Origin of the sequence: Aeromonas sp. s12 (assembly GCF_040907925.1) — a bacterium.
In the GTDB taxonomy this organism is placed as follows: domain Bacteria; phylum Pseudomonadota; class Gammaproteobacteria; order Enterobacterales; family Aeromonadaceae; genus Aeromonas; species Aeromonas veronii.
Map to the genome: position 1 here is coordinate 47345 of NZ_JBFOCT010000025.1, position 23365 is coordinate 70709.

General features: G+C 60.9%; 20 protein-coding genes. 6 read left to right on the plus strand and 14 right to left on the minus strand.

Going from position 1 to position 23365, the window contains the following annotated elements; genetic code table 11:
* Positions 1-186: 186 nt before the first annotated feature.
* Positions 187-3882, minus strand: a complete 3696-nt coding sequence (metH, locus tag AB5Y67_RS12795) for a methionine synthase (RefSeq protein ID WP_199428131.1) — start codon at positions 3880-3882, stop codon at positions 187-189.
* Between the two features lie 216 nt (positions 3883-4098).
* On the opposite strand from metH, the gene AB5Y67_RS12800 reads away from it, so the two are divergent.
* Positions 4099-5376 (plus strand): sodium:proton antiporter, encoded by a 1278-nt coding sequence (locus AB5Y67_RS12800; protein ID WP_021231596.1) that lies wholly within the window; start codon positions 4099-4101, stop codon positions 5374-5376.
* Between the two features lie 506 nt (positions 5377-5882).
* Positions 5883-6059 (plus strand): hypothetical protein, encoded by a 177-nt coding sequence (locus tag AB5Y67_RS12805; RefSeq protein ID WP_005340085.1) that lies wholly within the window; start codon positions 5883-5885, stop codon positions 6057-6059.
* Positions 6060-6214: 155 nt separating this feature from the next.
* Here AB5Y67_RS12805 and AB5Y67_RS12810 read toward each other — a convergent pair whose 3' ends face one another.
* The gene (locus AB5Y67_RS12810; protein WP_199428133.1) at positions 6215-6712 is read right to left on the minus strand and encodes a GNAT family N-acetyltransferase; all 498 of its coding nucleotides are present in this window, start codon (positions 6710-6712) and stop codon (positions 6215-6217) included.
* Between the two features lie 127 nt (positions 6713-6839).
* Positions 6840-7661, minus strand: a complete 822-nt coding sequence (locus AB5Y67_RS12815) for an HDOD domain-containing protein (RefSeq protein ID WP_005357745.1) — start codon at positions 7659-7661, stop codon at positions 6840-6842.
* A 169-nt stretch (positions 7662-7830) separates the two neighbouring features.
* Here AB5Y67_RS12815 and AB5Y67_RS12820 point away from each other — a divergent pair, with 169 nt between their 5' ends.
* A complete protein-coding gene (locus AB5Y67_RS12820; RefSeq protein WP_005348674.1) occupies positions 7831-8097 on the plus strand; it encodes a hypothetical protein in 267 nt (88 codons plus the stop codon).
* A gap of 72 nt (positions 8098-8169) precedes the next feature.
* Here the strand turns inward: AB5Y67_RS12820 and aphA are convergent, their stop codons facing one another.
* Entirely contained in the window at positions 8170-8889 is a 720-nt protein-coding gene (gene aphA, locus AB5Y67_RS12825; RefSeq protein ID WP_199428134.1) for an acid phosphatase AphA, read from the minus strand.
* A gap of 106 nt (positions 8890-8995) precedes the next feature.
* Positions 8996-9670: an ATPase gene (locus AB5Y67_RS12830; protein ID WP_019446503.1), complete on the minus strand. Its 675-nt coding sequence runs from the start codon at positions 9668-9670 to the stop codon at positions 8996-8998.
* Positions 9671-9836: 166 nt separating this feature from the next.
* On the opposite strand from AB5Y67_RS12830, the gene AB5Y67_RS12835 reads away from it, so the two are divergent.
* From AB5Y67_RS12835 to AB5Y67_RS12845, 3 genes are all read left to right on the plus strand, one after another.
* Positions 9837-11156, plus strand: coding sequence for an MFS transporter (locus tag AB5Y67_RS12835; RefSeq protein ID WP_064338891.1), 1320 nt, complete (start codon positions 9837-9839; stop codon positions 11154-11156).
* Between the two features lie 138 nt (positions 11157-11294).
* Entirely contained in the window at positions 11295-12017 is a 723-nt protein-coding gene (locus AB5Y67_RS12840) for a MarC family NAAT transporter (protein WP_005348656.1), read from the plus strand.
* 159 nt (positions 12018-12176) lie between these two features.
* Positions 12177-12380, plus strand: a complete 204-nt coding sequence (locus AB5Y67_RS12845) for a hypothetical protein (protein ID WP_005340062.1) — start codon at positions 12177-12179, stop codon at positions 12378-12380.
* 132 nt (positions 12381-12512) lie between these two features.
* Here the strand turns inward: AB5Y67_RS12845 and tldD are convergent, their stop codons facing one another.
* The 9 genes from tldD to mreC form a co-directional block, all read right to left on the minus strand.
* Complete coding sequence (gene tldD, locus AB5Y67_RS12850; RefSeq protein WP_064338892.1) at positions 12513-13961, minus strand: metalloprotease TldD; 1449 nt, start codon at positions 13959-13961, stop codon at positions 12513-12515.
* Positions 13962-14139: 178 nt separating this feature from the next.
* The gene (locus tag AB5Y67_RS12855) at positions 14140-14946 is read right to left on the minus strand and encodes a carbon-nitrogen hydrolase family protein (protein ID WP_064338893.1); all 807 of its coding nucleotides are present in this window, start codon (positions 14944-14946) and stop codon (positions 14140-14142) included.
* Positions 14947-14965: 19 nt separating this feature from the next.
* Complete coding sequence (locus AB5Y67_RS12860; RefSeq protein WP_199428135.1) at positions 14966-15553, minus strand: nucleotidyltransferase domain-containing protein; 588 nt, start codon at positions 15551-15553, stop codon at positions 14966-14968.
* Positions 15550-15882, minus strand: coding sequence for a Dabb family protein (locus tag AB5Y67_RS12865; protein ID WP_199428136.1), 333 nt, complete (start codon positions 15880-15882; stop codon positions 15550-15552). The genes AB5Y67_RS12860 and AB5Y67_RS12865 overlap by 4 nt, the downstream gene beginning before the upstream one ends.
* A gap of 34 nt (positions 15883-15916) precedes the next feature.
* Entirely contained in the window at positions 15917-19810 is a 3894-nt protein-coding gene (locus AB5Y67_RS12870) for a YhdP family protein (RefSeq protein WP_199428137.1), read from the minus strand.
* Positions 19811-21280, minus strand: coding sequence for a ribonuclease G (gene rng / locus AB5Y67_RS12875; protein WP_005340056.1), 1470 nt, complete (start codon positions 21278-21280; stop codon positions 19811-19813). It lies immediately after the preceding gene.
* Positions 21281-21375: 95 nt separating this feature from the next.
* Entirely contained in the window at positions 21376-21963 is a 588-nt protein-coding gene (locus AB5Y67_RS12880; protein WP_005340055.1) for a nucleoside triphosphate pyrophosphatase, read from the minus strand.
* A gap of 2 nt (positions 21964-21965) precedes the next feature.
* Positions 21966-22451 carry a rod shape-determining protein MreD gene (gene mreD / locus AB5Y67_RS12885; protein ID WP_005340054.1) on the minus strand — a complete coding sequence of 162 codons (486 nt, stop codon included), beginning with the start codon at positions 22449-22451 and terminating at the stop codon, positions 21966-21968.
* Positions 22451-23341, minus strand: coding sequence for a rod shape-determining protein MreC (gene mreC / locus AB5Y67_RS12890; protein ID WP_005340053.1), 891 nt, complete (start codon positions 23339-23341; stop codon positions 22451-22453). Before mreC ends, mreD begins: the two co-directional genes overlap by 1 nt.
* Positions 23342-23365: the final 24 nt, after the last annotated feature.

Sequence of the window (23365 nt, forward strand, 5' to 3'; positions counted from 1 at the left end):
AGTATAAGGTGCCACAGCGCCAAGACAACGCCAATTGTTTATCCTGACAACAAGACAAACCACACCAAACCGCACGCTACCACATCACTGTGACCAACAGGTTAAACGGCGGCTCTGCGCAGGTTGTTCAACCCGTGCAAGGATGCCGCCGTTTCTCGTTAAAGATCAACCGGTGTCACGCGGGAGTCAGTTCAGGTTTGGCCCCAACCAGCGCTCGGCCTCGGCCAGCGTCATCCCCTTGCGAACGGCGTAATCTTCCACCTGATCTTGCTGGATCTGCGCCACCGCGAAGTATTTGCTCTCGGGATGAGAGAAGTACCAGCCCGACACCGCAGCCCCCGGCCACATGGCGTAGGATTCGGTAAGCTGCATGCCGATAGCCTGCTCCACCTCCAGCAGCTCCCAGATGCTTCCCTTCTCGGTATGCTCCGGACAGGCCGGATAACCGGGGGCCGGGCGGATGCCCTGATAGTTCTCGCGGATCAGCTCCTCGTTGCTGAGGGCCTCGTCGGGAGCATAACCCCAGTGCCGCTTTCGCACCTGCTCGTGCAGGTACTCGGCGAAGGCCTCGGCCAGACGGTCGCACACCGCCTGAATGAGGATGGCGTTGTAGTCATCGTGCTGCGCCTTGTAGGCCTTGGCGATGGCCTCCTCACCGATACCGCCGGTCACCGCGAAGGCGCCGATCCAGTCGGGTTTGCCGCTCTCTTTCGGCGCCACATAGTCCGCCAGACAGTAGTTGGGGAAGCCCTGCTTCTCGCTCTGCTGGCGCAGGTGATGCAGCACCTTGATGACCTCGGTGCGCGACTCGTCGCTGTAGACCTCGATGCTGTCCCCCACCCCATTGGCCGGGAACAGGCCGATCACCCCGGCGCAGCGCACGCTCTGATCCTGTTCCAGCTGATCCAGCATGGCGTTGGCATCGGCAAACAGCTTGGTCGCCTCCTCGCCGATAATCTCATCCTCGAGAATACGCGGATACTTGCCCGCCAGCTCCCAGCTGAGGAAGAACGGGGTCCAGTCGATGTAGGGGCGCAGCACCGAAACGGGCACGTTTTCGAACTTCTGCACCCCGAGCTCGCGGGGCTTCGGCGGCTGGTAGCCAACCCAGTCCAGCTGGTGCCGGTTGGCGCGGGCATGAGCCAGACTGACCGGACGGGAGCGCGGCTGCTTGCGGGCATGCTGATCCCGGGCAATCTCATACTCCTTGTCGATGCGGGCGACAAATGCCTCCTTGAGATCCGGACTAAGCAGGCTCTGGGCCACCCCTACCGCGCGGGAGGCGTTGGAGACATAGACCACAGGCTCCGAGTAGTTCTGCTCGATCTTCACCGCAGTGTGCGCCTTGGAGGTGGTGGCACCGCCGATCAGCAGCGGCAGCTTGAAGCCCTGACGCTCCATCTCTTTGGCCACGTGTACCATCTCGTCCAACGACGGGGTGATAAGACCCGACAGCCCGATGATATCGGCGCCGACCTCACGCGCAGTCTTAAGAATGGTCTCGCAGGAGACCATGACCCCGAGGTCGACAATCTCGAAGTTGTTGCACTGCAGCACCACCCCGACGATGTTCTTGCCGATGTCGTGCACGTCCCCCTTCACGGTCGCCAGCACGATTTTGCCGTTGCTGGAGCCACCCGACTTTTCCGCCTCGATATAGGGCTGCAGATAGGCCACCGCCCGCTTCATCACCCGCGCTGATTTCACCACCTGCGGCAGGAACATCTTGCCCGCGCCGAACAGGTCGCCGACCACGTTCATGCCATCCATCAACGGCCCTTCGATGACGTGCAGCGGCTTCTCGGCGCCAGCGCGCGCCTCTTCGGTATCCTCTTCGATAAAGTCGGTGATCCCCTTGACCAGCGCGTGCTCCAGCCGCTTGCCCACCGGCCAGCTGCGCCACTCCTGATCCCGCGGATCCTCAGCCTGGGCACCGGCACCGCGATACTTCTCGGCGATGGCCAGCAGCTCCTCGGTGGCATTGTCATTGAGGTTGAGCACCACCGCCTCGACCTTCTCTTTCAGCTCGGCCGGAATGTCTTCATAGATGGCGAGCTGGCCCGCATTGACAATCCCCATGTCCATGCCGTTCTTGATGGCGTGGTAGAGGAAGACGGCGTGAATGGCTTCGCGCACCGGCTCGTTGCCGCGAAACGAAAACGAGACGTTGGAGACGCCGCCAGAGATCATGGCGTGAGGCAGGTGCGTCTTGATGTCCTTCACCGCCTCGATGAAGTCCACCGCGTAGTTGTTGTGCTCGTCGATGCCGGTCGCTACCGCGAAGATATTGGGGTCGAAGATGATGTCTTCCGGCGGGAAACCGACCTGATCCACCAGGATCCGGTAGGCACGCTGGCAGATCTCGAACTTGCGGGCGCGGGTGTCGGCCTGACCCGCTTCATCGAACGCCATCACGATGACGGCGGCGCCGTAGCGGCGCAGCAATCTGGCCTGCTGGATGAACTTCTCCTCCCCCTCTTTCATGGAGATGGAGTTGACCACCGGCTTGCCCTGCACGCACTTGAGGCCCGCTTCCAGCACCTCCCACTTGGAGGAGTCGATCATCACAGGCACCCGGGCGATGTCCGGCTCACCGGCGATGAGGTTCAGGAAGCGCACCATGGCCGCTTCGGCGTCCAGCATCCCCTCGTCCATGTTGATGTCGATGATCTGGGCGCCGTTCTCCACCTGCTGCTTGGCAACATCGAGCGCCTCGTCGTAGAGCCCCTCCTTGATCAGCCGCTTGAACTTGGCCGAACCGGTAACGTTGGTGCGCTCACCCACGTTCACGAACATGGATTCAGGGGTGATAATCAGCGGCTCGAGACCCGACAGGCGGCAGGCCACCGGCAGCTCGGGCAGCACACGCGGCTTGATGCCCGCCACGGCGTCGGCCATGGCGCGGATATGGGTCGGGGTGGTGCCGCAGCAGCCACCGACCATGTTGAGAAAGCCGCTTTGGGCCCACTCGCGGATATGCTCAGCCATCTCACCCGCATCGAGGTCGTACTCACCGAACGCATTGGGCAGACCGGCGTTGGGGTGGGCGCTGACGCAGGATTCGCTGATGCGCGACAGCTCCTCCACATACTGGCGCAGCTCATCGGGTCCCAACGCACAGTTGAGGCCGAACGACACCGGTTTGACGTGGCGCAACGAGTGATAGAAAGCTTCGGTGGTCTGGCCGGAGAGGGTTCGGCCGGAGGCATCGGTAATGGTGCCGGAGATCATCACCGGCAGGCTGTAGCCCAGCGCCTCGAACACCCCTTCCACCGCGAAGGCGGCGGCCTTGGCGTTGAGGGTATCGAAGATGGTCTCGATCAGAATGATGTCGGCGCCGCCCTCGATCAGGGCATGGGTCGATTCGGTGTAGGCGGCCACCAGCTGGTCATAGGTGACGTTGCGCTTGCCGGGATCGTTCACATCCGGCGAGATGGAGGCGGTGCGGTTGGTGGGACCCAACACCCCAGCCACGAAGCGCGGCTTGGCGGGATCTTTTGCCGTCCACTCGTCGGCCACGGCGCGGGCCAGACGGGCGGCTTCACGGTTGATCTCGGCCGAGAACTCTTCCATCTCGTAATCGGCCATGGCGATGCGAGTGGCGTTGAAGGTGTTGGTCTCGAGAATGTCAGCCCCGGCAGCACAATACTGCTCGTGGATCTCGCGGATCACCGCCGGACGAGTCAGCACCAGCAGATCGTTGTTGCCCTTGATGTCGGTATGCCAGTCGGCAAACCGCTCACCCCGATAATCCGCCTCCCCCAGCTTGTAGCCCTGGATCATGGTGCCCATGGCCCCGTCGATGATCAGGATCCGCTCCCTGAGGCAGGCTTCCAGCTTCTTTGTTACGTCCGACTGCTTGCTCGGCTCTCTGCTCGACATTACGTTCGACACCGCGTGTTCCTCTTACATCCATGCAACTGCGTAAACAGCATCCTAACAGCAAACAAATGAAATGGAAATCTAGCCGTCTATCAGTCCAAATGCGCCACCATATACTCATTTATGGGTAATGAGTAACATAGGGCCCGAGAGTAACCTATGCCCGTCCTGCATAGGGATACGTGCTTGCTGTCTACCAACGAGAAAAAAATAACTATGAGCGTCTACTACACACTCTGTTTTCTGGCAGCGTTGGCGATTTTTATCGCCTTTGCCAACCAGTATGTTGTGAAGATCCAGACCACCATCGCCATTACTGCGGGCTCCATGCTGATCTCCGCACTGCTGGTGCTGTTTGGCAAACTGGGCTGGTTCAACCTGGAACCTCTTGCCGTCAAGACCATGGAGAGCATCGACTTCCAGAACTTCCTGCTGAAGGGGATTCTGGGCTTCCTGCTGTTCGCCGGTGGCCTTGGCATCAACCTCAAGGCGCTGCGTAGCCAGAAGTGGGAGATCACCATTCTGGCCATCATTGCCACCCTGCTCTCGACCTTCCTCATCGGCTACGGCTTCTGGTTTATTGCCAAGCTGCTGGGCTGGGAATTGCCGCTGGTCTACTGCATGCTGTTCGGCGCGCTGATCTCCCCCACTGACCCGATTGCCGTACTGGCCATCGTCAAGAAGATGAAAGCGCCACCCCAGATCGCCATCCAGATCGAAGGGGAATCCCTGTTCAACGACGGTGTTGGCCTCGTCATCTTCGCTACCGTGTTTGCCGTCGCCTTTGGCGGTGTCGAGCCCACCTTCGGTAGCGTAGCCGGTCTGTTCCTGCACGAAGCCCTCGGCGGCATCCTGTTCGGTGCCGTGCTGGGCCTCATCGCCCACGTGATGATCAGCGCCACCGATGACGGTTCATTGGAGCTGCTGCTGACCCTCTGCATCCCGACCGCCGGCTTTGCCTTTGCCAACATGATCGGCGTCTCCGGCGCACTGGCCATGGTGGTCACCGGCATCATGATCGGCAACTGGACCCGTCACTCCGGCTTCTCCGAGCAGAGCAGCCATCACCTGGATCACTTCTGGGAGTTGATGGACCAGTTCCTCAACGCCCTGCTGTTCCTGCTGATCGGTCTGGCGCTGGTACTGCTGGATCTCGCCTGGCGTGACTGGATCCTGCTGGTCATCGCGGTGCCGCTCTGCCTGGGTGCCCGCTTTATCAGCGTGTCGCTGCCCTATGTGGCTTTCCGCCGATTCCGCAATTACAACACCTTCTCGGTGCGGATCCTCACCTGGGGTGGCCTGCGCGGTGGCCTGGCGATGGCGATGGCACTGGCACTCCCCTCCGGCGTCATGATGATACCGGAACATGGCGTCGACCTGCGTCAGGTCATCCTGGTGATGACCTACTCGGTGGTGATGTTCTCCATCGTGGTGCAAGGCATGACCATCACCCCGATGATCACGGCTGCCAAGAAGGCCTGTGGCGACTACTGAGTCGGCCCACTGTGCTGATTGCAGAATGAGAGAGGGCTCCCGTCGGGAGCCCTCTTTTTATGGCGGATAGTTGCGAATATTTGCTGCTGATAGCACCTTGATTACACAGAGGAAAAGCGTATTTACTTCAACATCGGCAAATTATTGTTTGCTTTTTATTCATTTCGAGGAGAGAATGCGCGTCGGCTAGTTAATCAGCCCTGTTTATGTTTACCCTGCAATGCTTCACCTCACGATGAATCCTGCCAGTACCCGCATAACCTTCTTCTGATTTACTCGCCTTGAGAACCGTCAGGCTGTCTGCCTGCGTTGCCCGGCTCTCACGGTGCAGACCCGATCTGCCCACCCAATTTGATTTATGCATCAGCATATTCCTTGAAAGTGCAGACGCCCCTTAACCGGGCTGGGTATTCCTGCGCGCTTGTCGTTCACCCAATCGACCGCGCCCATTGACCTGACATTTGCCAATACAAGGAGCAAACACCTAATTTATATAGAGAAATACCATGATGAAAGCAGTACAAACACACAAGCCCCTGCGTCGCAGCAAGCCCATCAACCTGCCTGTGCAAGAGCACGACAATGATGCGTTTCTGATCCAGTTCAGCACCCGCTTCAGCGGCGGTTTCGCCATCTCCTGTGATGGTATCGCTGGCGAGTTCTCCATCGAAGACCTCAACTGATCCTGCCTGCCCTCCGGCAGCGCCCGATGCAGACAGGCCGCAACTCACGGCGGCCTCTTTGCTTCTCTCTCACGCCTTTAGCTAGACCCGGCCTCTTGCTTGTCACTCAGCCTGACAGCCACCTCGCCATTCGCTTTCCAGCTCTCTGACCCTGATCACTGCTCCAGCAGCAGGCACTCATCAGCATCTTCGCTCAACTTGACCAGTCGGCTGCGCACCAACCCCAGCTTGGCCAGCAGGCCGATGGATCGCTCGTTGCCCGGAGTGACGATGGCAACTACCTGCCCGATCCCCAACCGGCTTTTTCCATCGACGAGGACGGCCTGCGCCGCTTCGATGGCGTAGCCCTGACCGCGATATTGCGGCAGGAAGGCATAACCGATATCGACCTGCTCCAGGGCGTCGCGCTTGATCAGGCCGCAGATACCGAGGCTGGCACCGTCCTCCTTGCGCTCCACCAGATAGAGCCCGTGACCATAGCGGGCATAGCTGACCGCCGGTCCCTGCTGGATATACTCCTGCGCCTGCTCCAGGGTGCGAATGCCCCGATCACCGATGTAGCGATAAAAGTCGCCGTCATTGAGCAGCTCAAGGATGAAGGGGGCGTCGGTGACGATCATTTCGCGCAGGATCAGGCGGGAGGAGGTAATCATGGCAAGAGCTCTCAAACGGAAAGTGAAGGGCAAAGAGTGCCCCGTCACTCCCGGGCTGGCAAGCCTGTGGCACCATCGGCCATGAAAAGGGGCCATGTTGGCCCCTGATGAGATGGGATAAACGGGCTCAGGCAGCCAGTAATCCGGCGTAGCCATTACCCTGCTCGCGCAGCGCAGTGAACTGGGCAGCGCAATCGGCCCAGCTCAGCCCCAATGCATCTGCCACCTTGTGGGGCCACTCGGGTGGCGCCTCTTCCCCCACATCGGATTGCGCAGCCAGCACGATCGCCAGATGGATCAACCCGGCCTCGGCGGAGAACTCCTTGGCCAGCATGGGGTTGTAGTGATACTCCACCGCATTGCTGATGGTCTCGGGAAACTTCCAGTAACGTGCCATGGCCGCCCCGACCTGGGCATAGTTGAAGCCGACCACCAGCTCTTCCGCCTTGGCCCGTCCCTTGTGCAACTCCAGATCGTGAATGTGGTGGACTGTGTTTTCCGGCAGGCCTACGTGCATCACCAGTCGGCCAAGATCGTAGAGCAGCGCGCAGGTAAAGACCTCATCCCCCTTCATCCCCTTCTTCACCGCCAGACGACGCGCCAGCTCAGCCACGTTGAAGACGCAACCCCAGAAATGTTTGAGGTCAATGCCGGGCACCGCAGTGACCGATTCGGTGAGCCCGCAGGCCAGCACCATGTTGCGCACCATCGCCAATCCAAGCCGCACCGCGGCCTCATTGACGGTGCCGATCTGACGACTGCTGCCGAATTTGGCCGAGTTGGCCAAGCGCAGCAACTTGGCGGAGATGACAGGGTCCTTGTTGATCAACTTGCTGATCTTGAGCAGATCCGGATCCTTTTCATTGAAGGTCTGGATCAAATCGCGCATCACTTCCGGGATCTGGGGCAGTAGCTTGGGCTCGGCCAGCAGGGAATCTATCGTGGGCATAGGCGTGTCCATCCATGTTATCTGTGTTCCAACCTGTTTGCCTTGGCAAACTCCTCCTAATTATGGGTAACAAATGGCCTCCCCATCGGATTGTTTATTCGCTGGTCATTCAAGGTGTTAGTCACATTCAGGCTATACTGGCCGCCACATTCACTGTTGCGGATATCCCATGAACGACACTCAGGAATTTTTTGATGAAGACGCGCTGCTGGAGATGGTGGAGAACCAGCTCAACGACGGTCACCCGCCCCATGTGAAGGCGACCCTGATGCGGCTGGTAATGAAGGGCACCCCGCGGGAAGAGGCGCTGCAATATATCGCCTGCGCCCTCGGGGCCGAGCTGATGGCGATGGAGGCCGATCAGGGCCCCTTCAATCTCACCCGTTACGGCGAGTTCCTCGACAGCCTGCCCGAGATGCCGTGGGCAGACGACTGACCCGAGCAGGATGACGGATGCAAAAGGGCGGGTGCCAATGGCCCCGCCCTTGTTGCATGGATCCGCTCCGGATCAGAACTGGGAGTTGACGATCACCTCTTCCCCCAGCGCCCCTGCCAACGGCAGTGGCCGATAGCTGGAGTTGGCGGCACGCAGCAGACGAATGCCGCGAATGCCGACCTCCTGCGCCGCCTTGATATCCCCGTCGGCGTCTCCGTAGAAGAGCTTCATCTGCTTATCCTTGAGCCACTGCACCTTGGTGTTCTGGCCCGGCTGATCACCGGCAAAAATCACCGGATTGAGCTGGTCGGCCGGAATATTCATGGTTTGCTGCAGAGTCTGGCTCACGGTTTCAGTCTTGGTGGCCGAGCGGCCGGTGACGAAATAGATGTGGTCACCGCGCTTGAGATGCATGGCGATGAGCGCCTTGCCCACCTCTTTCGGCATGCTGAACGCATCCCAGCCGTTATTCATCTTCTCCCAGAAGGCGGGGTTCTTCAGATAGCTCTCGTCGTTGGGCGAGAACTCCTGTTTGCCGCGATAGAAGCCCGGGCTGGAGAAGAGCAGGGTATCGTCGATATCAAACCCGACCGCCATCGGCGGCAATCCATCAAGGCTCTTGGCAATCTGCTCCACCGACACCCAGTGGATCGGCGCCTGCTGGGCCAAGGTGACGGTGGTGACACCGGCAGGGATTGGCTGAACGGTAGCGGCTTGACCTGCTACCGCAGGCAGAGAGAGGGCGGCAGCCAGCAAGGAGGCAAGCAGCACCGGACGAGAGAGGTGTTTCATAAGGCAGGTTGTCATCTTCAATCAAAAGAGGGGGCCAATAGTGCCCCCATCCCGCCTCTCAAATCTGTGAATGCTCCTGCAAAAGGGAGCATTTGACGCCCGATAATTAATCTTCGATTGGCAGCAGATCGGTAAAGACGAAGCCGTCGCGCAGCACTGTCTCGCCGACCCGAATGCCGAGCGGACGGGAGAACATGGGGCCATCATAGGCCAGGGTGTGAAACTCGCCGTTCTCGCCGCACGGATCGACCCCCTCCGGCAGCGCCGCCAGCAGTGCCTCGTCAAAGTCATGGCCACCCAGGCTGGCATCCAGCTTGTTCGGGTCGAGAGCACTGATCCGCGCCTTCAATCCAGCGGCCACCATCTGCGGCGCCAGTTCACGGGTATTACTGCCCCACAGCGGGAACAGTGGTTCGATGCCGGTGCCTGCCAGCTGCTTTTCACGGTAGGCGCGCACATCCTCGAGGAATAAATCGCCAAAGGCCATATGGCGGATCCCCTGTGCCACCACATCGGCGATAAAGCCGGTCATGATGCGGGCGTAATCCTCGTTGCTGCAGGGCCAGGGCAGATCGATGGTGATGAGGGGCAGCCCGACGCAGGCGGCCTGCTCGGTCAACAGCTGCTTGCGCACCCCGTGCATCGCCACCCGCTCGAATGCCTGATTGAGGGTGGTAAACAGCCCCACCACCTCGATGGCGGGATCTTGCCGCAACTGATGCAGTGCCCATGCGCAATCCTTGCCGCTGCTCCAGGAGAGCAGTACCCGTTTCTTTTCCATCATTCCTCCGCCAGCGGGGCACTCGGATTGCCCCAAAAAGATGCAAGACAGTGTTGCGAATTGCGCGATTTACACACAAGAGGCAGGCAGCATACTCTCGATCACCTGTATATGCCCCTTGCACGGGGTGACAATAACTAAAAAAACCGATGGGAAACATACGGATATGACCACGACCACACAACAGCACGATCACGCCCGCCCCCTCAATCGACAGGATTACAAAACCCTGAGTCTGGCTGCCCTCGGCGGCGCGCTGGAGTTTTACGACTTCATCATCTTCGTCTTCTTCGCCGTGGTCATCGGCGAGCTGTTCTTCCCGGCCGATATTCCCGAGTGGCTGCGCCAGTTCCAGACCTTCGGCATCTTCGCCGCCGGTTATCTGGCCCGCCCGCTTGGCGGCATCATCATGGCCCACTTTGGCGATCTCATCGGTCGCAAGCGGATGTTCACCCTCAGCATCATCATGATGGCGCTGCCGACCCTGTTGATCGGTCTGTTGCCCACCTATGCAGTGCTCGGCATCGGCGCCCCCATCGCCCTGCTGGGCCTGCGGATCCTGCAAGGCGCCGCCATCGGCGGTGAAGTGCCCGGCGCCTGGGTGTTTGTCGCCGAGCACGTCCCTGCCCGTCGGGTCGGGGTCGCCTGCGGCACGCTCACGGCGGGATTGACGGCCGGCATCCTGCTTGGCTCCCTCATCGCCACTGCGGTCAACAAGAGCCTGACCCCGGCCGAAGTGAGCGAGTGGGGCTGGCGAGTGCCCTTCCTGCTGGGCGGTATCTTCGGCATCATCGCCATGTACCTGCGTCGCTGGTTGCACGAGACCCCGGTCTTCGCCGAGATGCAAGCCAACAAGACCCTGGCTGACGAACTGCCCCTCAAGTCGGTGCTGCGCAACCACAAGAGCAGCGTGGTGGTCTCCATGCTGCTCACCTGGCTGCTCTCCGCCGGTATCGTGGTGGTGATCCTGATGACCCCCACCTATCTGCAGAAGGTCTATGGCATCAGCCCGGCTGACGCCCTGACCGCCAACTCGCTGGCCATCGTGGCCCTGACCCTCGGCTGCATCGTCTATGGCCGACTGATCGACCTGCTGGGCAGCGGTCTCACCTTCATGTTCGGCTCCCTACTGCTGGCGGGCTCCAGCTACGCCTTCTATCACGGTCTGGCGGCCGGTACGAGTCAGCTGGTGCCGCTCTACATGCTGGCAGGCTTTGCTGTCGGGATTGTCGGCGCAGTGCCTTACGTGATGGTCAACGCCTTCCCACCGGTGGTGCGTTTCTCCGGTCTGTCGTTCTCCTACAACGTGGCCTACGCCATCTTCGGCGGCCTCACCCCGATGGCGGTTACCCTCTGGATGAAGAGCGACATGCTGGCCCCCTCCCACTATGTGGTGAGCCTGTCGGTGCTGGGTTTCGCCATAGGTCTCTGGCTCTGGTTCCAGCAACGGGCCATCCGGCAGCAGCAAGCGCCACAAGCGGTCTGACCCGAACAACAAGCCCCGGCATCTGCCGGGGCTTTTTTGTACTGCTTATGTTCAGTTTCGCCAGCATAAGATAGCCTCCCTCTGGGGCCTGCCACCCGCATCGCCCCATGGCTTCCAACTCTTTATCCGAGGCTCAAGATGTTCTTTCAGGTCGTATTACTCACCTTGCTGGCGCTGCTGCCCATGGTCAACCCGCCCACCACGGCCACCCTGCTGCTGGGGCTGAGCAAGGGGATGTCGCGCGAACACGTGCGCCGTCAGGTCAATCTGGCCGCCATCTATCTGTTCTGCACCCTCTGCATCACCTTCTTTATCGGATCCTCGATCCTGGATCTGTTCGGGATCTCCATTCCGGGCTTGCGCCTGGCCGGTGGCCTCATCATCGGCTTTATCGGCTTTCGCATGCTGTTCCCCGCCCCCAGCCAGCAGAGCGGGGTCGATATCAACCAGAGCATTGCCTTCGTACCGCTCACCATGCCCAGCATGTGCGGGCCAGGTACCATGGCGCTGGTAATAAGCGGGGCAGCCCAGATTGCCGAGCTGCCTGACGAGTACAACCGCCTCACCATCTACGCCGGTGTGGTAACGGCGTTTGCCCTGATGAGCCTGATCAGCTGGGGAGTATTGAAGCTGGCGGATCCGGTCTGCAAGATCCTGGGCGCCACCGGCATCGACGCCATGACCCGCATCATGGGCTTCCTGCTGGTCTGCATGGGTATGCAGTTTTGCATCAACGGCATCAAGGAAGTGGCACAGGATCCGGTCTTCCACGGCGGCCAGACCGTGCAAACCGCACCTGCGCTCCCAAAGGCTTCCGGCACGTTTGATCAGTTGCCGCAGAAGCCCACCGGCTCTGATTGAAAACGGTATCAAAAAGTCCCTGACGATCTGCACTGATCTTGTTCCTGATCATGTTATTGACACACAAATGAGTTAGTTTGTTTTTCATACAGACTGTATTCAGATGGACGCTGATAGGTTTGTTGATGAATACCCACTCAACTTCAGGAGAGTATGCAGATGGACAAGATGCTGACCGAAATAGGGAGCCATAGCCTGTTTCACGAGTACCTGAACGTGGTTGGGATTGCGAGCCCATCCCTCGCCAAGATCGAGCAACGCTGGGAATATAAAGATCAAGAGCAGCTGGTTGCCAAAATCCAGATCGACAAACAGGGTAACGCTCGCTATTTCATCGACGCCCGCGCCATATCCGTCAACTGATACCGAATCACCCGCCAGCCCCGGTCCAACGACCGGGGCTTTTTGTTGCCTGTGGTTCCCTGAATAGCAAAACCCCGGCAAGAGCCGGGGTTTGAATGCATCGGGTTACGCCGCTGCGCGGCTAACCCAAACCTACGAAGTGCCACCCACGGTGAGCTGGTCCAGTTTGAGGGTGGGTTGGCCGACACCGACCGGCACGCTCTGCCCCTCCTTGCCGCAGATGCCAACCCCGCGATCCAGCGCAAGATCGCTACCCACCATGGAGACCTGGCTCATCGCTTCGGGGCCGTTACCGATCAGGGTCGCGCCCTTGATGGGAGCGGTGATCTTGCCATCCTCGATGAGGTAGGCCTCGGAGGCGGAGAAGACAAACTTGCCGGAGGTGATGTCCACCTGACCGCCGCCGAAGTTGGGGGCATAGATCCCCTTCTTCACCGAGGCGATGATCTCGGCCGGATCGTACTGACCCGCCAGCATATAGGTGTTGGTCATGCGGGGCATCGGCATGGCGGCGTAGGATTCGCGGCGCCCGTTGCCGGTGAGTGGCACCCCCATCAGACGGGCGTTCTGCTTGTCTTGCAGATAACCCTTGAGAATGCCATTCTCGATCAGCACGTTGTAGCCACCCGGTGTCCCCTCGTCATCAATGGAGACGGAGCCGCGCCGACCCGGCAGGGTGCCGTCGTCGACGATGGTACAGTGCTTGGAGGCCACCTGCTCGCCGATGCGGCCAGCAAATGCGGAAGATCCCTTGCGGTTGAAATCCCCCTCCAGACCATGACCTACCGCCTCGTGCAGCAGCACGCCGGGCCAGCCGGAGCCCAACACCACCGGCATGGTGCCGGCTGGCGCGTCGATGGCTTCCAGATTGACCAGTGCCTGACGCACCGCCTCACGCACATAGCCAAAGGCGCGGCTCTCCAACCCGTCCAGTTCGAGGAACCAGTCGTAACCAAAGCGCCCGCCGCCACCAGCACTGCCACGCTCGCGGCGCTCGCCCTTCTCGGCGATCACGGTCACCGACAGCCGCACCAGCGGACGCACATCCGCGGCCAGGGTGCCGTCGGTGGCGGCCACCAGCACCTCTTCGTAGACGCCGCTGATGGAGGCCATCACCTGATTGATGGCGGGATCCAGACTTCTGGCGAACTTGTCCATCTGCTCCAGCAGGGCGATCTTCTGATGCTTGTCGAGGGTCTGCAGCGGATCCATGGCCGGATAGAGCAGGTTCGCTTCGGTGCGGGCCCACGCCTTCACCTTGCCGTGAGCACCTGCGGCGGCGATGCCGCGGGCGGCAGTCACCGACTGTTGCAGCGCCAGCAGGCTCAGCTCGTCCGAGTAGGCGAAGCCGGTCTTCTCGCCGCTGACGGCGCGCACCCCGACACCCTGATCGATGTTGTAGCTGCCATCCTTGACGATGCCATCTTCCAGCATCCAGGACTCGTGCCAGCTGCGCTGGAAATAGAGATCGCCGAACTCCACCTGATGGCTCATCAGGCTGCCGAGCAACTGCTGCAGGCGCCCTTCGTCGAGGTCGTTCGGGGCCAACAGGGAGGCACTAACCTGGCTCAATAGACTCAATCTTCTTCTCCAATCTCGACGTGAGATGTCGTAACGGTTAATTCATCCGGTGTGGCCCGGTGTTCAGTTCGTATTCGCAGGGTGCAATGGGCGCCGTGAATGGCGCCGCCAACCCCAAGATCGGCACAGGTGCAATGCGCTTCGCTTGTTGCACCCTACGTCGATCAACACCCCGGGATCACAGCAACCGGGCATGCCTCAGCACTGGCATGGTGCGTTTCAATTCATCGATAAGCCCGGGCTCCATCTTTGCCAGCACAGTGCCGCGCCCGGACTCTTTGCTCGCCAGCACCCGACCCCAAGGGTCGACCACCATGCTGTGGCCCCAGGTCTGGCGCCCCGTCTCGTGAGTGCCGCCCTGATTGGCAGCGACTACGTAGCACTGGTTTTCGATGGCGCGGGCCCGCAGCAGCGGCTCCCAGTGCGCCTCGCCGGTCACGGCGGTAAAGGCGGCAGGCACCAGCAGCACGCGGGCACCAGCACGGGCCAACTGGCGGTAGAGCTCGGGAAAGCGCAGATCATAACAGATCGAGAGGCCGAGGGGACCAAAGGGAGAGTCCACCAACACAGGCGCCTCCCCCGGGCTGAAGGTCTCCGACTCACGGTAGCGACCGTGATTGTCCGCCACATCCACGTCGAACAGGTGGATCTTGTGGTAGTGGCCCCTGAGCTCACCGCTTGGGTCAAACACCAGCGAGCTGGTGTGGATATGGTCGGAACCTGAGATGGTGGTCGGCATAGCCCCGGCCACCAGCCAGATGCCGTAATCGCGGGCCCATTCAGCCAGTTGCTGCTGGATCGGGCCCTCACCTATGGCCTCGGCCCCATCCAGATAACCCTGCCGTTCGCCAAACAGGGCGAAGTTCTCCGGCAGCAGCACCAGCAGCGGCCGCTCTTTGGGCAAGGCCGCCAGTTCGGCGGCGATCTGCTCCCGGTTATCCTGCCAGTGACGGCCAGATACCAGCTGTATTGCGGCTAACCACATGACGTTCTCCTTGTCCGCGTTAATCGCGATCCACAATATTCGGGTCTTTATCCATCTCGGCCAGTAGCTTGCGAAGATGATGCCTGACCAAGCCACGCTGGCCCCGTTCCGCCCATTTGAGGCAATCGAACAACTCCCACACCAGGCCATCCCCTTCGGCCATATAGGCAGGAAAGTCCCAATGGCTTGGGGCGGGGCCAGCTACCTCAAGCGCACCAAGGGAGGAGGTTTTATCGAACAGTGGCAAGTAAGGTTTGGCAAGGGGGAACTCAGCCCCCCGATCAAGGATATGGATCTCGATGCTAGACATGTCGAGGAAGATGACGCGCCAGTATGAACAGACCTCTTCATGTCTTCCTTGCCAGCAGTGAAAGATGGGCCGCTCCCCCACAATGGTGCGCACCAGTTCGTCTCCCTGCTTATGGAAGCCCGGCTCGGTCAGCAGCAAGAGATCGACATCGGATACCCGGTCTGCCTTGCCCTTGGCGAGCGACCCAACCACTACCCCAGCATCAATCGCAGGATGGGCTGCGCCATGTTTCATAACCGATTCCAGCAGAGCGCGCTGCAGTGGCGGGATGGCAGCCCAGCGCTCATCCTTCATCATGACGGAACCCCGACAGCAACCGCATCCCCGGGCTGCAGGGTGTAATCCAGTACAATGATTCGCTCCAGCACTGGGCGAAAGATGGCCTTGAGGGCATCGTGATCCGGGTGGGGCAGATAGCGCTGGCGGGCCGCTTCGTCGGCGAAGGTCATCAGCACGCTGTGGGTAAACCCCTCGGCTCGCCCCTCCGGGCTGTCATCCCGACCCCACTCCACAGCGGTCACGCCGCTGACCTGATGGGGAATGGCGAGAAAGGCGGTACGCACCGCATCTATCCGGGCAGGCTGGGTGCCCGGCTTGAAAGCGATCAGCAGGATATGTCGGATCATGGCTCACTCCTTGTGATGGTGCCGGGCCGCTCGTTCAGCGTTGAGCGGGCCCTGCGTGTTTGGGGCTCAGCAGGAAAGGGGTCACCTCTTGGGTCGGCAGGCTGGGGGCAACGGCGTCAACCGCCTCTTTCTGCTGCTGGTTGAGCTTGATGCGTGCGCGATCTCGCCCCGCCTCGATCAGCTTGGGTGCGTCGAGCGGGCCCGATATGCGAAAATCGATGCGGGTCACCACATCCACTACCGGCTCCAGCAGTTTGGAGAGGGCCAGCACATAGAGACCCGTGACCGGCGTGATGGAGAAAGCCGCCACCACCGGCAGGGTGCCCCCCAGATTGGGAGAGAAGCTCAGCTCGTAGTCGAGCCGCCAGCGCACCAGATCGGCGATCCCCTCGCCGCGCAGGTTGCCTGCCGCCCCCTTCATATAGAAATCATCGTTGCTGACCAGCCCCTGCTTGATGGTGGCAGAGGCAGACATGGATTCGAAGTAGAAGCCCTTGTCGAACACATCGCGAAAATCGAGCCGCAGCTTGCGCAGCAGGGAGTCGAGGCTGAGCAGGGAGAGCAGCCGTGCCCCCTTGTCGTTGATCTCCCGCAGGGTGCCACCCTCCAGCTGATAGTTGGCACTTCCTCCCAGAGTCGGCAGGCTCGGGCGATAGGGCACATCCTGCCAGTTCAGATCAAAAGCGAGGGAGCCGGGGGCATCGCCGATGGGCGAGGTGTAGCCGAGCCGCTTGAGCAGCAGTTCACTGTTGTTGCTGGTCAGCTTGCCACGAGCGCGGGTCTCCATCCGGTTGCCATCGGCCAGCCAGTCGACGCTGCCGGTGAGCTGACTCCCCGCCAGCCGCACATCCAGCCCCTTGAGGGTCACCTTGTTGGCGCCGGGCACCAGCTCCCCTTTCACTTCACCAAGAGGCAGCTCGCCAAAGCGGCAATCGACACAACTCACCTTCAACCAGGGGATGGATGCCATGATGGCGTTGTCCTGCTTGGCATCGGGATCCGGGCTGAGATCCGAACTCTTGCCAGACCAGTAGATGCGGGCAAACTTGGCGTCGACCGGACGATTGGCCACAGCAGGCAGGCGGATCACCCCCATCACATCGGGGCTGTCGATCATCACTTCGGTCGCCTGATTGGTCGGCCCCACGGTGAAACGCGCCGCCTTGAGGGTGGCACTGCCGATATAGGCGCGAGCCAGCTGTCCATCCACCCACCACTCCTGCGGCAGGAAGGCGGGGCCAACCACCGCATTGCCAGTCTGGTTCTGCGCTGGCAGCCACTGCTTGAGTCGCGCCAGCCAGCCACCGACATCGGCCTCCTGCTGGTTGATGGCGAGCAGCATGGGGGCATCGCGCATTACCCGGGCGCCCGGCTGACCCACATCGACCCGCACCCGGCTGAGATAAGGCACCCCTTCGCCGTAGACCAGTCGGGTCTGCATATCCACATCAGCCCCCAGCACGGCACGAATGTCGGCGCTGCCATCCCGGCCACGGGCGATCACCTTGAGCGGAAGCCGGCTGGCACTGCTCTTGGCCAGCGGCAGCGGCAGATCCAGCCCCATCCCCTGCAGGTTGGAGTCGAGCGCCAGCTGGAAGCTGAACGGCTTGCTGTCGGGCAGGGTCAACCCGAGCTTGCCGCCCCAGTTACTGCGGCCGTTGAGAATGCCGAATGAAGATATGGCGGCGGGCTGGCGGCGACTATCCCACTGCCCCTTGAAATCGAGGTCGACCTGATAGTGATCCGGATGCTGGCGCCCCTGATAGTCGAGGGTCAGCGGCTGGTTCCACAGGCTCGCCTTGAGGTTGTTGAAACGGGTCTGCTGGTTGTCATATTCGAGCCGCCCCTGCACCTTCTCCAGCGGCAGATCCAGACTGGCGACCCGCACCTTGTTGTTGCTGAAGGTGGCATCGCCACTCGCCTTGACCTCGCTCTCGCCATCGAGAGGAATATCGAGCTTGACCGAACCGGCCATCGGGCCGCGGATCTCGATCTCCCGCAGCGCCTGTCCCACCGAACTGCCCAGCGGGGAGTCCTGCAGGTAGTCGCTGATGGCCTTGCCCTCCCCCTGCACCTTGGCATCCACATAGAGATGGGCACCAGGGGAGAGATCCGGGATCCAGGCATGCACCGAGTCGGAGCTCGCCTTGCCGAGTTTGGTGGATCGGCTGCGCATATCGAGACCGGCATTCTGGAACAACAGGTCGATCTGCAGGTCGGTGAGCGGTTGCCAACCGGGGAAGAACTCGTAGGTGGCCTGCTCCAGCGGCACCGCCACCTGGAAGATGCCCTTGCCGTTGTCGTAGGGGAAATCCCGAAACTCCCCATACCAGAGCAGGTCGGCCCCCTTGGCCTTGCCCCCCTTGATGGCGCCGCTCAGGTAATCCACCAGCCCCTTGTCCATCGCCTGCAGCGGGAAGTAGCGATCCGCATGGCCCGCATTCTTCACATCGATGCGGCCGGTCAGGGCCAGGAAAGGGTGCTCGAACAGATCGAGGCGGAAACGGCTGGACAGGGTCAGGTCCGGGTTATCCAGCGCGATATCCTGCCCGTAGAGCACCCAGCCCTGTTCCTCGCGCCACCAGTCGAGGCGGGCCGAGAAGTTGTCGACCGGGATCGGCATCTTGAAGTGACGGGCGGGATCCACCTTGTCATTCGCCAGCGCCAATCTGGCGCTACCGCCGGTCGGGGTAAGCCAGAACTCGCCGTTGAGATCCTGCATCCCGGGTATATCCTGCCAGGCCTTGAGGCGCACCTTGCTGAAGCGGCCACTGAGGGAGAGCTCCTGCCAGTCGGCATTGGCCAGCAGCGTCAGCTCCTGCACCGACCCCTGCGGATTGGTCTGGCGCAGGGTCTCGCAGAGTGTGGGGTAGAGCGCCGAGACCAGCTGACTGATCTGGGTGATCTTGTCGAACTCTATGCTGGGCAGATAGCCCTGCACCCGATCCCCGATCCGCTCCAGCTGCAAGCGGCTCTGCAACCAGGGTTTGCCGTCCAGCTTGAAGGTGACGTTATGGCTGGCCAGTTGCCAGTCGGTGCCCTCACGGCGCAGCTGGATCTTGCCACCATCGAGGCCGAAACGGTGCATATCCCCTTTCTTGGGATCCTTCCAGATCAGGTAGTTGTTGCCAAACGCCAGCAGGGTATTGCCCAGCTTGCCGCTGTCAAACTCGCTCCAGAGCTGGAAGTCGAGCTGACCGGCAACCTTGGGTTCGCCCGCATGGATTTTGGCCAGGGTCGGGGTGATATCGAGCTGGCGGGCCCCCAGATAGAGTTGTCCCTTGAGGCGATCGAGCCGGGCAGTCGGGGCGTCCACATCCAGAATCAGATCGAGGGTGCTCTCGCCCACCCCGTTGATGAGGTAAGCCTTGCCGACCCCCTGATGGCGCTTGCCACGGTTCTGCCAGCGCAGTTGGGCGATGTCGAGGGCGCGCAGATCACCGAGGGAGGTGGTGACGCTGAGGCGGGTGTTGTGCACATCGAAGGTGGAGAGCTGGGTCAGCAGAAAGCGCAGCAGGGCGCCCTGCTGGGGATCGCCGGAGGGGCTCTCATCAGCCGGTTGGCGCAAGTCGATGGTGATATCGCCATCGCTCAGGATCAGCTCGCCAAACACCGGCTTTAGCTCGTTAATGGTGCGCCAGAAGTCGAGATGCACCCAGGCTTTGCCGAGCTGTACGGCAAAACGCCCCGAATCCGGGGCGATGGCGAGTTGCTGCAGTTCGAGAGCGGGCCCGGACTGTGTCCAGTCCAGCCCCACTTGCTCCACGCTGACCTTGAGTTGTGAATCACCCAGCAGAGTGTGGATCAGACTCTCCCGGTATTGATTCAGCAAAGGGCCCCCGACCCGTACCAAGGTGACCAGCATGGCCATCAGTACGAACAGGACCCCCAGGGCCAACCAGCCCCGACTCAGCCAGCGATAGACCAATTACATCATCACCACGTCGAACTGCTCCTGACCACAGAGGGGTTCGCTCACTACCCGCACCTGCTTGCCGATGAACACTTCCAGCTCAGCCAGACTGTGGGACTCCTCGCCATGGAGGTAGTCGGCCACGGCCGGGGCTGCGTAGACGGTGAACTGATCCGCATCATAGGCACGATTGACCCGGATGATCTCCCGCAGGATCTCGAAGCAGACCGATTCCACCGTCTTGACCCGGCCGCGTCCCTTGCACTCCGGGCACTCGGAGCAGAGCACATGCTCCAGACTCTCGCGGGTGCGTTTGCGGGTCATCTCCACCAGGCCGAGCTGGGAGAAGCCATTGACGTTGGTCTTGGCACGGTCTTTCGACAACGCCTGCTCCAGACTGTGCAGCACCCGACGGCGGTGATCCTCCGACTGCATGTCGATGAAGTCGATGATGATGATGCCGCCAAGGTTGCGCAGGCGCAGATGACGGGCGATGGCCGCCGTTGCCTCGACGTTGGTGTTGAAGATGGTCTCTTCCAGATTGCGATGGCCGACGAAGGCGCCGGTGTTGATATCCACCGTGGTCATGGCTTCGGTCTGGTCGATGATGAGGTAGCCGCCGGATTTCAGCTCTACCTTGCGCTCCAGCGCCCGCTGGATCTCGTTCTCCACGTCGTAGAGATCGAAGATCGGCGACTCGCCAGGATAGTACTCCAGCTTGCTGGCCAACTCAGGCACGTACTCTTCGGTGAAGCGCTTTAGCTGATCGAAGCTCTGGCGCGAGTCAACGCGGATCTTGTCGAGCTCGGCACCGACGAAGTCGCGCACTACTCGAAATGCCAGACTGGGATCCTCGTAGAGGATCTTGCAGGGGGGATACTTCTGCTTGCGCTCGAGGATCTTGCGCCACAGACGCTTAAGGAAGGCTGCATCCTGCTCCAGCTCCTGCTCCCCCACCCCTTCGGCGGCGGTGCGAATGATGTAGCCACCCAGCTCGTCCACATAACCAGCTACGGTGCGCTTGAGACGCTCCCGCTCTGCTTCGGACTCGATACGTTGGGAGACACCGACGTGAGCACTGCCCGGCATAAAGACCAAGTAGCGGGATGGCAGGGTGATATCGGTAGTGAGTCGGGCACCCTTGGTACCCAGCGGATCTTTCACCACCTGCACCATGATGTCCTGCCCCTGACGCACCAGCTCGGCGATGTTGCCGACCTGGAACTGCTCCTTCTCCTTCACCGCCACACACTCGGTGTGGGGGACGATATCAGAGGCGTGCAAAAAAGCTGCCTTGTCCATGCCGATATCAACGAAGGCCGCCTGCATGCCGGGCAGCACCCGACTGATCTTGCCTTTGTAGATATTGCCGACAATGCCGCGCTTGGCCTGACGCTCTACATGCACTTCCTGCAGCAGACCGTTTTCGACCAGAGCGACCCGGGTTTCGGAGGGGGTAACGTTAACCAGCAGTTCTACCGACATAAGTAACCTTGCCTGTTCCAGTTTTGAATTCTATAGAGCCAATCCGGTACAACGCGCGCAAGGGAGAAACGCAGCAGAGCACAGCTGACGGGAAATTATTTGAGCTGTTCCAGATGATGCTTGATCAGCAAGTCTGTCTCCAGCAGGGGCAGGCCGACCACGGCGCTATAGCTCCCTTCGATGCGGCTGACAAACTTGCCGGCAATACCCTGAATGCCATACGCCCCGGCCTTGTCACAGGGCTCACCGGTCTGCCAGTAGGCCTCGATCTCGGCCTCGTCCAGCTTGCGAAACGCCACGTTGGTGGTGACCAGACGCACGTCACAACGATCCTTGCTGGCCAGCGCTACCGCCGTCATTACTTGATGCACCTTGCCGGAGAGGGACTCCAGCATATCTTTGGCATCCAGCAGATCGGACGGTTTCTCCAGTACCCGGTCGCCCAGCACCACTATGGTGTCGGCACCCAGCACCGGCAACGCCGTCGGCGCACACGCCACGCCCGCCATCGCCTTGTCACGGGCGAGACGGCAGACATAATCCTGCGCCTTTTCACCCTCTTCCCGCTGCTCGGGCACATCCAGTTTCAGCACCTCGAAGCGGTAGCCAATCTGGGTCAGCAGTTCACGGCGACGGGGAGAAGCCGAGGCGAGATAGAGTTGTGGTTCGTTGTTTTTGTTCATATTTACCTGATATTGAAGCGGCGCCGCACCTTGCGCAGCACCAGAAACACCCAGGGCCATATTAGCATCGTCGTCAACGTCGACCAAAAGTAGGAGAAGTTGAGGCTGGCCTGGCTGAACAGATGCTCGGCCCAGAATACCGTCATTTTACCCACCAGCGAGAGGCCACCGATGATCAGCGCCTGCTGCCAGAGGGAGAAGTTGCGGATCTTCTGGAACTGGAAGGCCGCCAGATAGGTGGTGATGGCCATCGCCATCGCCCGCACACCGAGGGTGCTGCCAAGCAGCACATCCAGCAGCAGGCCCGCCACCCAGGCGGTGCCGACGTTGGTCCGGTGCGGCAAGGCCAGTGCCCAGTAGATGAGCACCATGGCCAGCCAGTCCGGACGGAAGGGGTCAAATTCAAAAGGAAGCGGCAGGATCGACAGGCTCAAGGCCAGCAGGATCGAGATCCAGATCCAGATCCTGCCGCTGGCGGGTTCTAGCATTAGCGGGTGGCTCCTGCGGCGGACGCAGCGGGAGCCGCCCGTTCGCCATCCTCATCGTGTACTTCAGGCTTCTTGTCGGTCCACAGCAGCAGCAGATAACGCAGTCTGTCCAGCTCCACCAGCGGCTTGGCCTCGACCTGAGCGAAGGGCTTGCCTTCCACATACTCGGAGCGGGTCACAGTCGCCACCGGATAGCCTTCCGGGAAGCGGCCACCCAGACCCGAGGTGACCAGCAGATCACCCACCTGAATATCGGTGTTGCGCGGCAGGTTGCGCAGCTCAAGCTTGTCGAGCTCGCCACTGCCGGAAGCAATGGCGCGCAAGTCGTTGCGCAGCACCCGCACCGGAATACCGTGGCTGGAGTCGGTGATCAGCAGCACGCGACTGGTGGTGGAGCCCACGTGGAGCACCTGACCAATCACACCCTGATCGTTGATCACCGCCTGACCGTTGTAGACGCCATCCAGCGCCCCCTTGTTGATCAGCACCTGATGGCTGAAGGGGTCGGAATCCACCGACAGCAGCTCGGCCACCATCTTGCGGGACTCCTTGTGCACCGGCGAACCCAGCAGCTCACGCAGCCGCTGGTTCTCGTGCTCCAGCTGATCCATTTTGAGCAGACGGGCACGCAGGGTAAACAGCTGTTGCTCCTGCTGTTTGGTTTGCTCGATGAGATCGGCGCGGGTCTGCACCTGGGTCGACATGGTGTCGAGCAGGGTACCCGGCGCATTGGCCATGTATTGCAGGGGACTGACTAACGAACTGAGGTAGACGCGGACATGGGTAAACACACCGAAGCGGGAATCCGCGACGATGGCAGCGATGGAGATGATGACGGCGAGAAACAACCGTAACTGAAGCGAAGGGCCTCTACCAAAAATGGGTTTCATGGGTCGTCAAAAAAGAGCCGGCAC

What these genes read in the sequence shown, in the direction of transcription:
- metH (WP_199428131.1), bottom strand. Translation starts at nt 3,882, where the DNA reads ATGTCGAGCAGAGAGCCGAGCAAGCAGTCGGACGTAACAAAGAAGCTG.
- rng (WP_005340056.1), bottom strand. Translation starts at nt 21,280, where the DNA reads ATGTCGGTAGAACTGCTGGTTAACGTTACCCCCTCCGAAACCCGGGTC.
- mreD (WP_005340054.1), bottom strand. Translation starts at nt 22,451, where the DNA reads ATGCTAGAACCCGCCAGCGGCAGGATCTGGATCTGGATCTCGATCCTG.
- AB5Y67_RS12880 (WP_005340055.1), bottom strand. Translation starts at nt 21,963, where the DNA reads ATGAACAAAAACAACGAACCACAACTCTATCTCGCCTCGGCTTCTCCC.
- AB5Y67_RS12810 (WP_199428133.1), bottom strand. Translation starts at nt 6,712, where the DNA reads ATGATTACCTCCTCCCGCCTGATCCTGCGCGAAATGATCGTCACCGAC.
- AB5Y67_RS12855 (WP_064338893.1), bottom strand. Translation starts at nt 14,946, where the DNA reads ATGTGGTTAGCCGCAATACAGCTGGTATCTGGCCGTCACTGGCAGGAT.
- AB5Y67_RS12800 (WP_021231596.1), top strand. Translation starts at nt 4,099, where the DNA reads ATGAGCGTCTACTACACACTCTGTTTTCTGGCAGCGTTGGCGATTTTT.
- AB5Y67_RS12840 (WP_005348656.1), top strand. Translation starts at nt 11,295, where the DNA reads ATGTTCTTTCAGGTCGTATTACTCACCTTGCTGGCGCTGCTGCCCATG.
- AB5Y67_RS12865 (WP_199428136.1), bottom strand. Translation starts at nt 15,882, where the DNA reads ATGATCCGACATATCCTGCTGATCGCTTTCAAGCCGGGCACCCAGCCT.
- mreC (WP_005340053.1), bottom strand. Translation starts at nt 23,341, where the DNA reads ATGAAACCCATTTTTGGTAGAGGCCCTTCGCTTCAGTTACGGTTGTTT.
- AB5Y67_RS12860 (WP_199428135.1), bottom strand. Translation starts at nt 15,553, where the DNA reads ATGATGAAGGATGAGCGCTGGGCTGCCATCCCGCCACTGCAGCGCGCT.
- AB5Y67_RS12820 (WP_005348674.1), top strand. Translation starts at nt 7,831, where the DNA reads ATGAACGACACTCAGGAATTTTTTGATGAAGACGCGCTGCTGGAGATG.
- AB5Y67_RS12805 (WP_005340085.1), top strand. Translation starts at nt 5,883, where the DNA reads ATGATGAAAGCAGTACAAACACACAAGCCCCTGCGTCGCAGCAAGCCC.
- AB5Y67_RS12845 (WP_005340062.1), top strand. Translation starts at nt 12,177, where the DNA reads ATGGACAAGATGCTGACCGAAATAGGGAGCCATAGCCTGTTTCACGAG.
- AB5Y67_RS12815 (WP_005357745.1), bottom strand. Translation starts at nt 7,661, where the DNA reads ATGCCCACGATAGATTCCCTGCTGGCCGAGCCCAAGCTACTGCCCCAG.
- AB5Y67_RS12835 (WP_064338891.1), top strand. Translation starts at nt 9,837, where the DNA reads ATGACCACGACCACACAACAGCACGATCACGCCCGCCCCCTCAATCGA.
- aphA (WP_199428134.1), bottom strand. Translation starts at nt 8,889, where the DNA reads ATGAAACACCTCTCTCGTCCGGTGCTGCTTGCCTCCTTGCTGGCTGCC.
- AB5Y67_RS12830 (WP_019446503.1), bottom strand. Translation starts at nt 9,670, where the DNA reads ATGGAAAAGAAACGGGTACTGCTCTCCTGGAGCAGCGGCAAGGATTGC.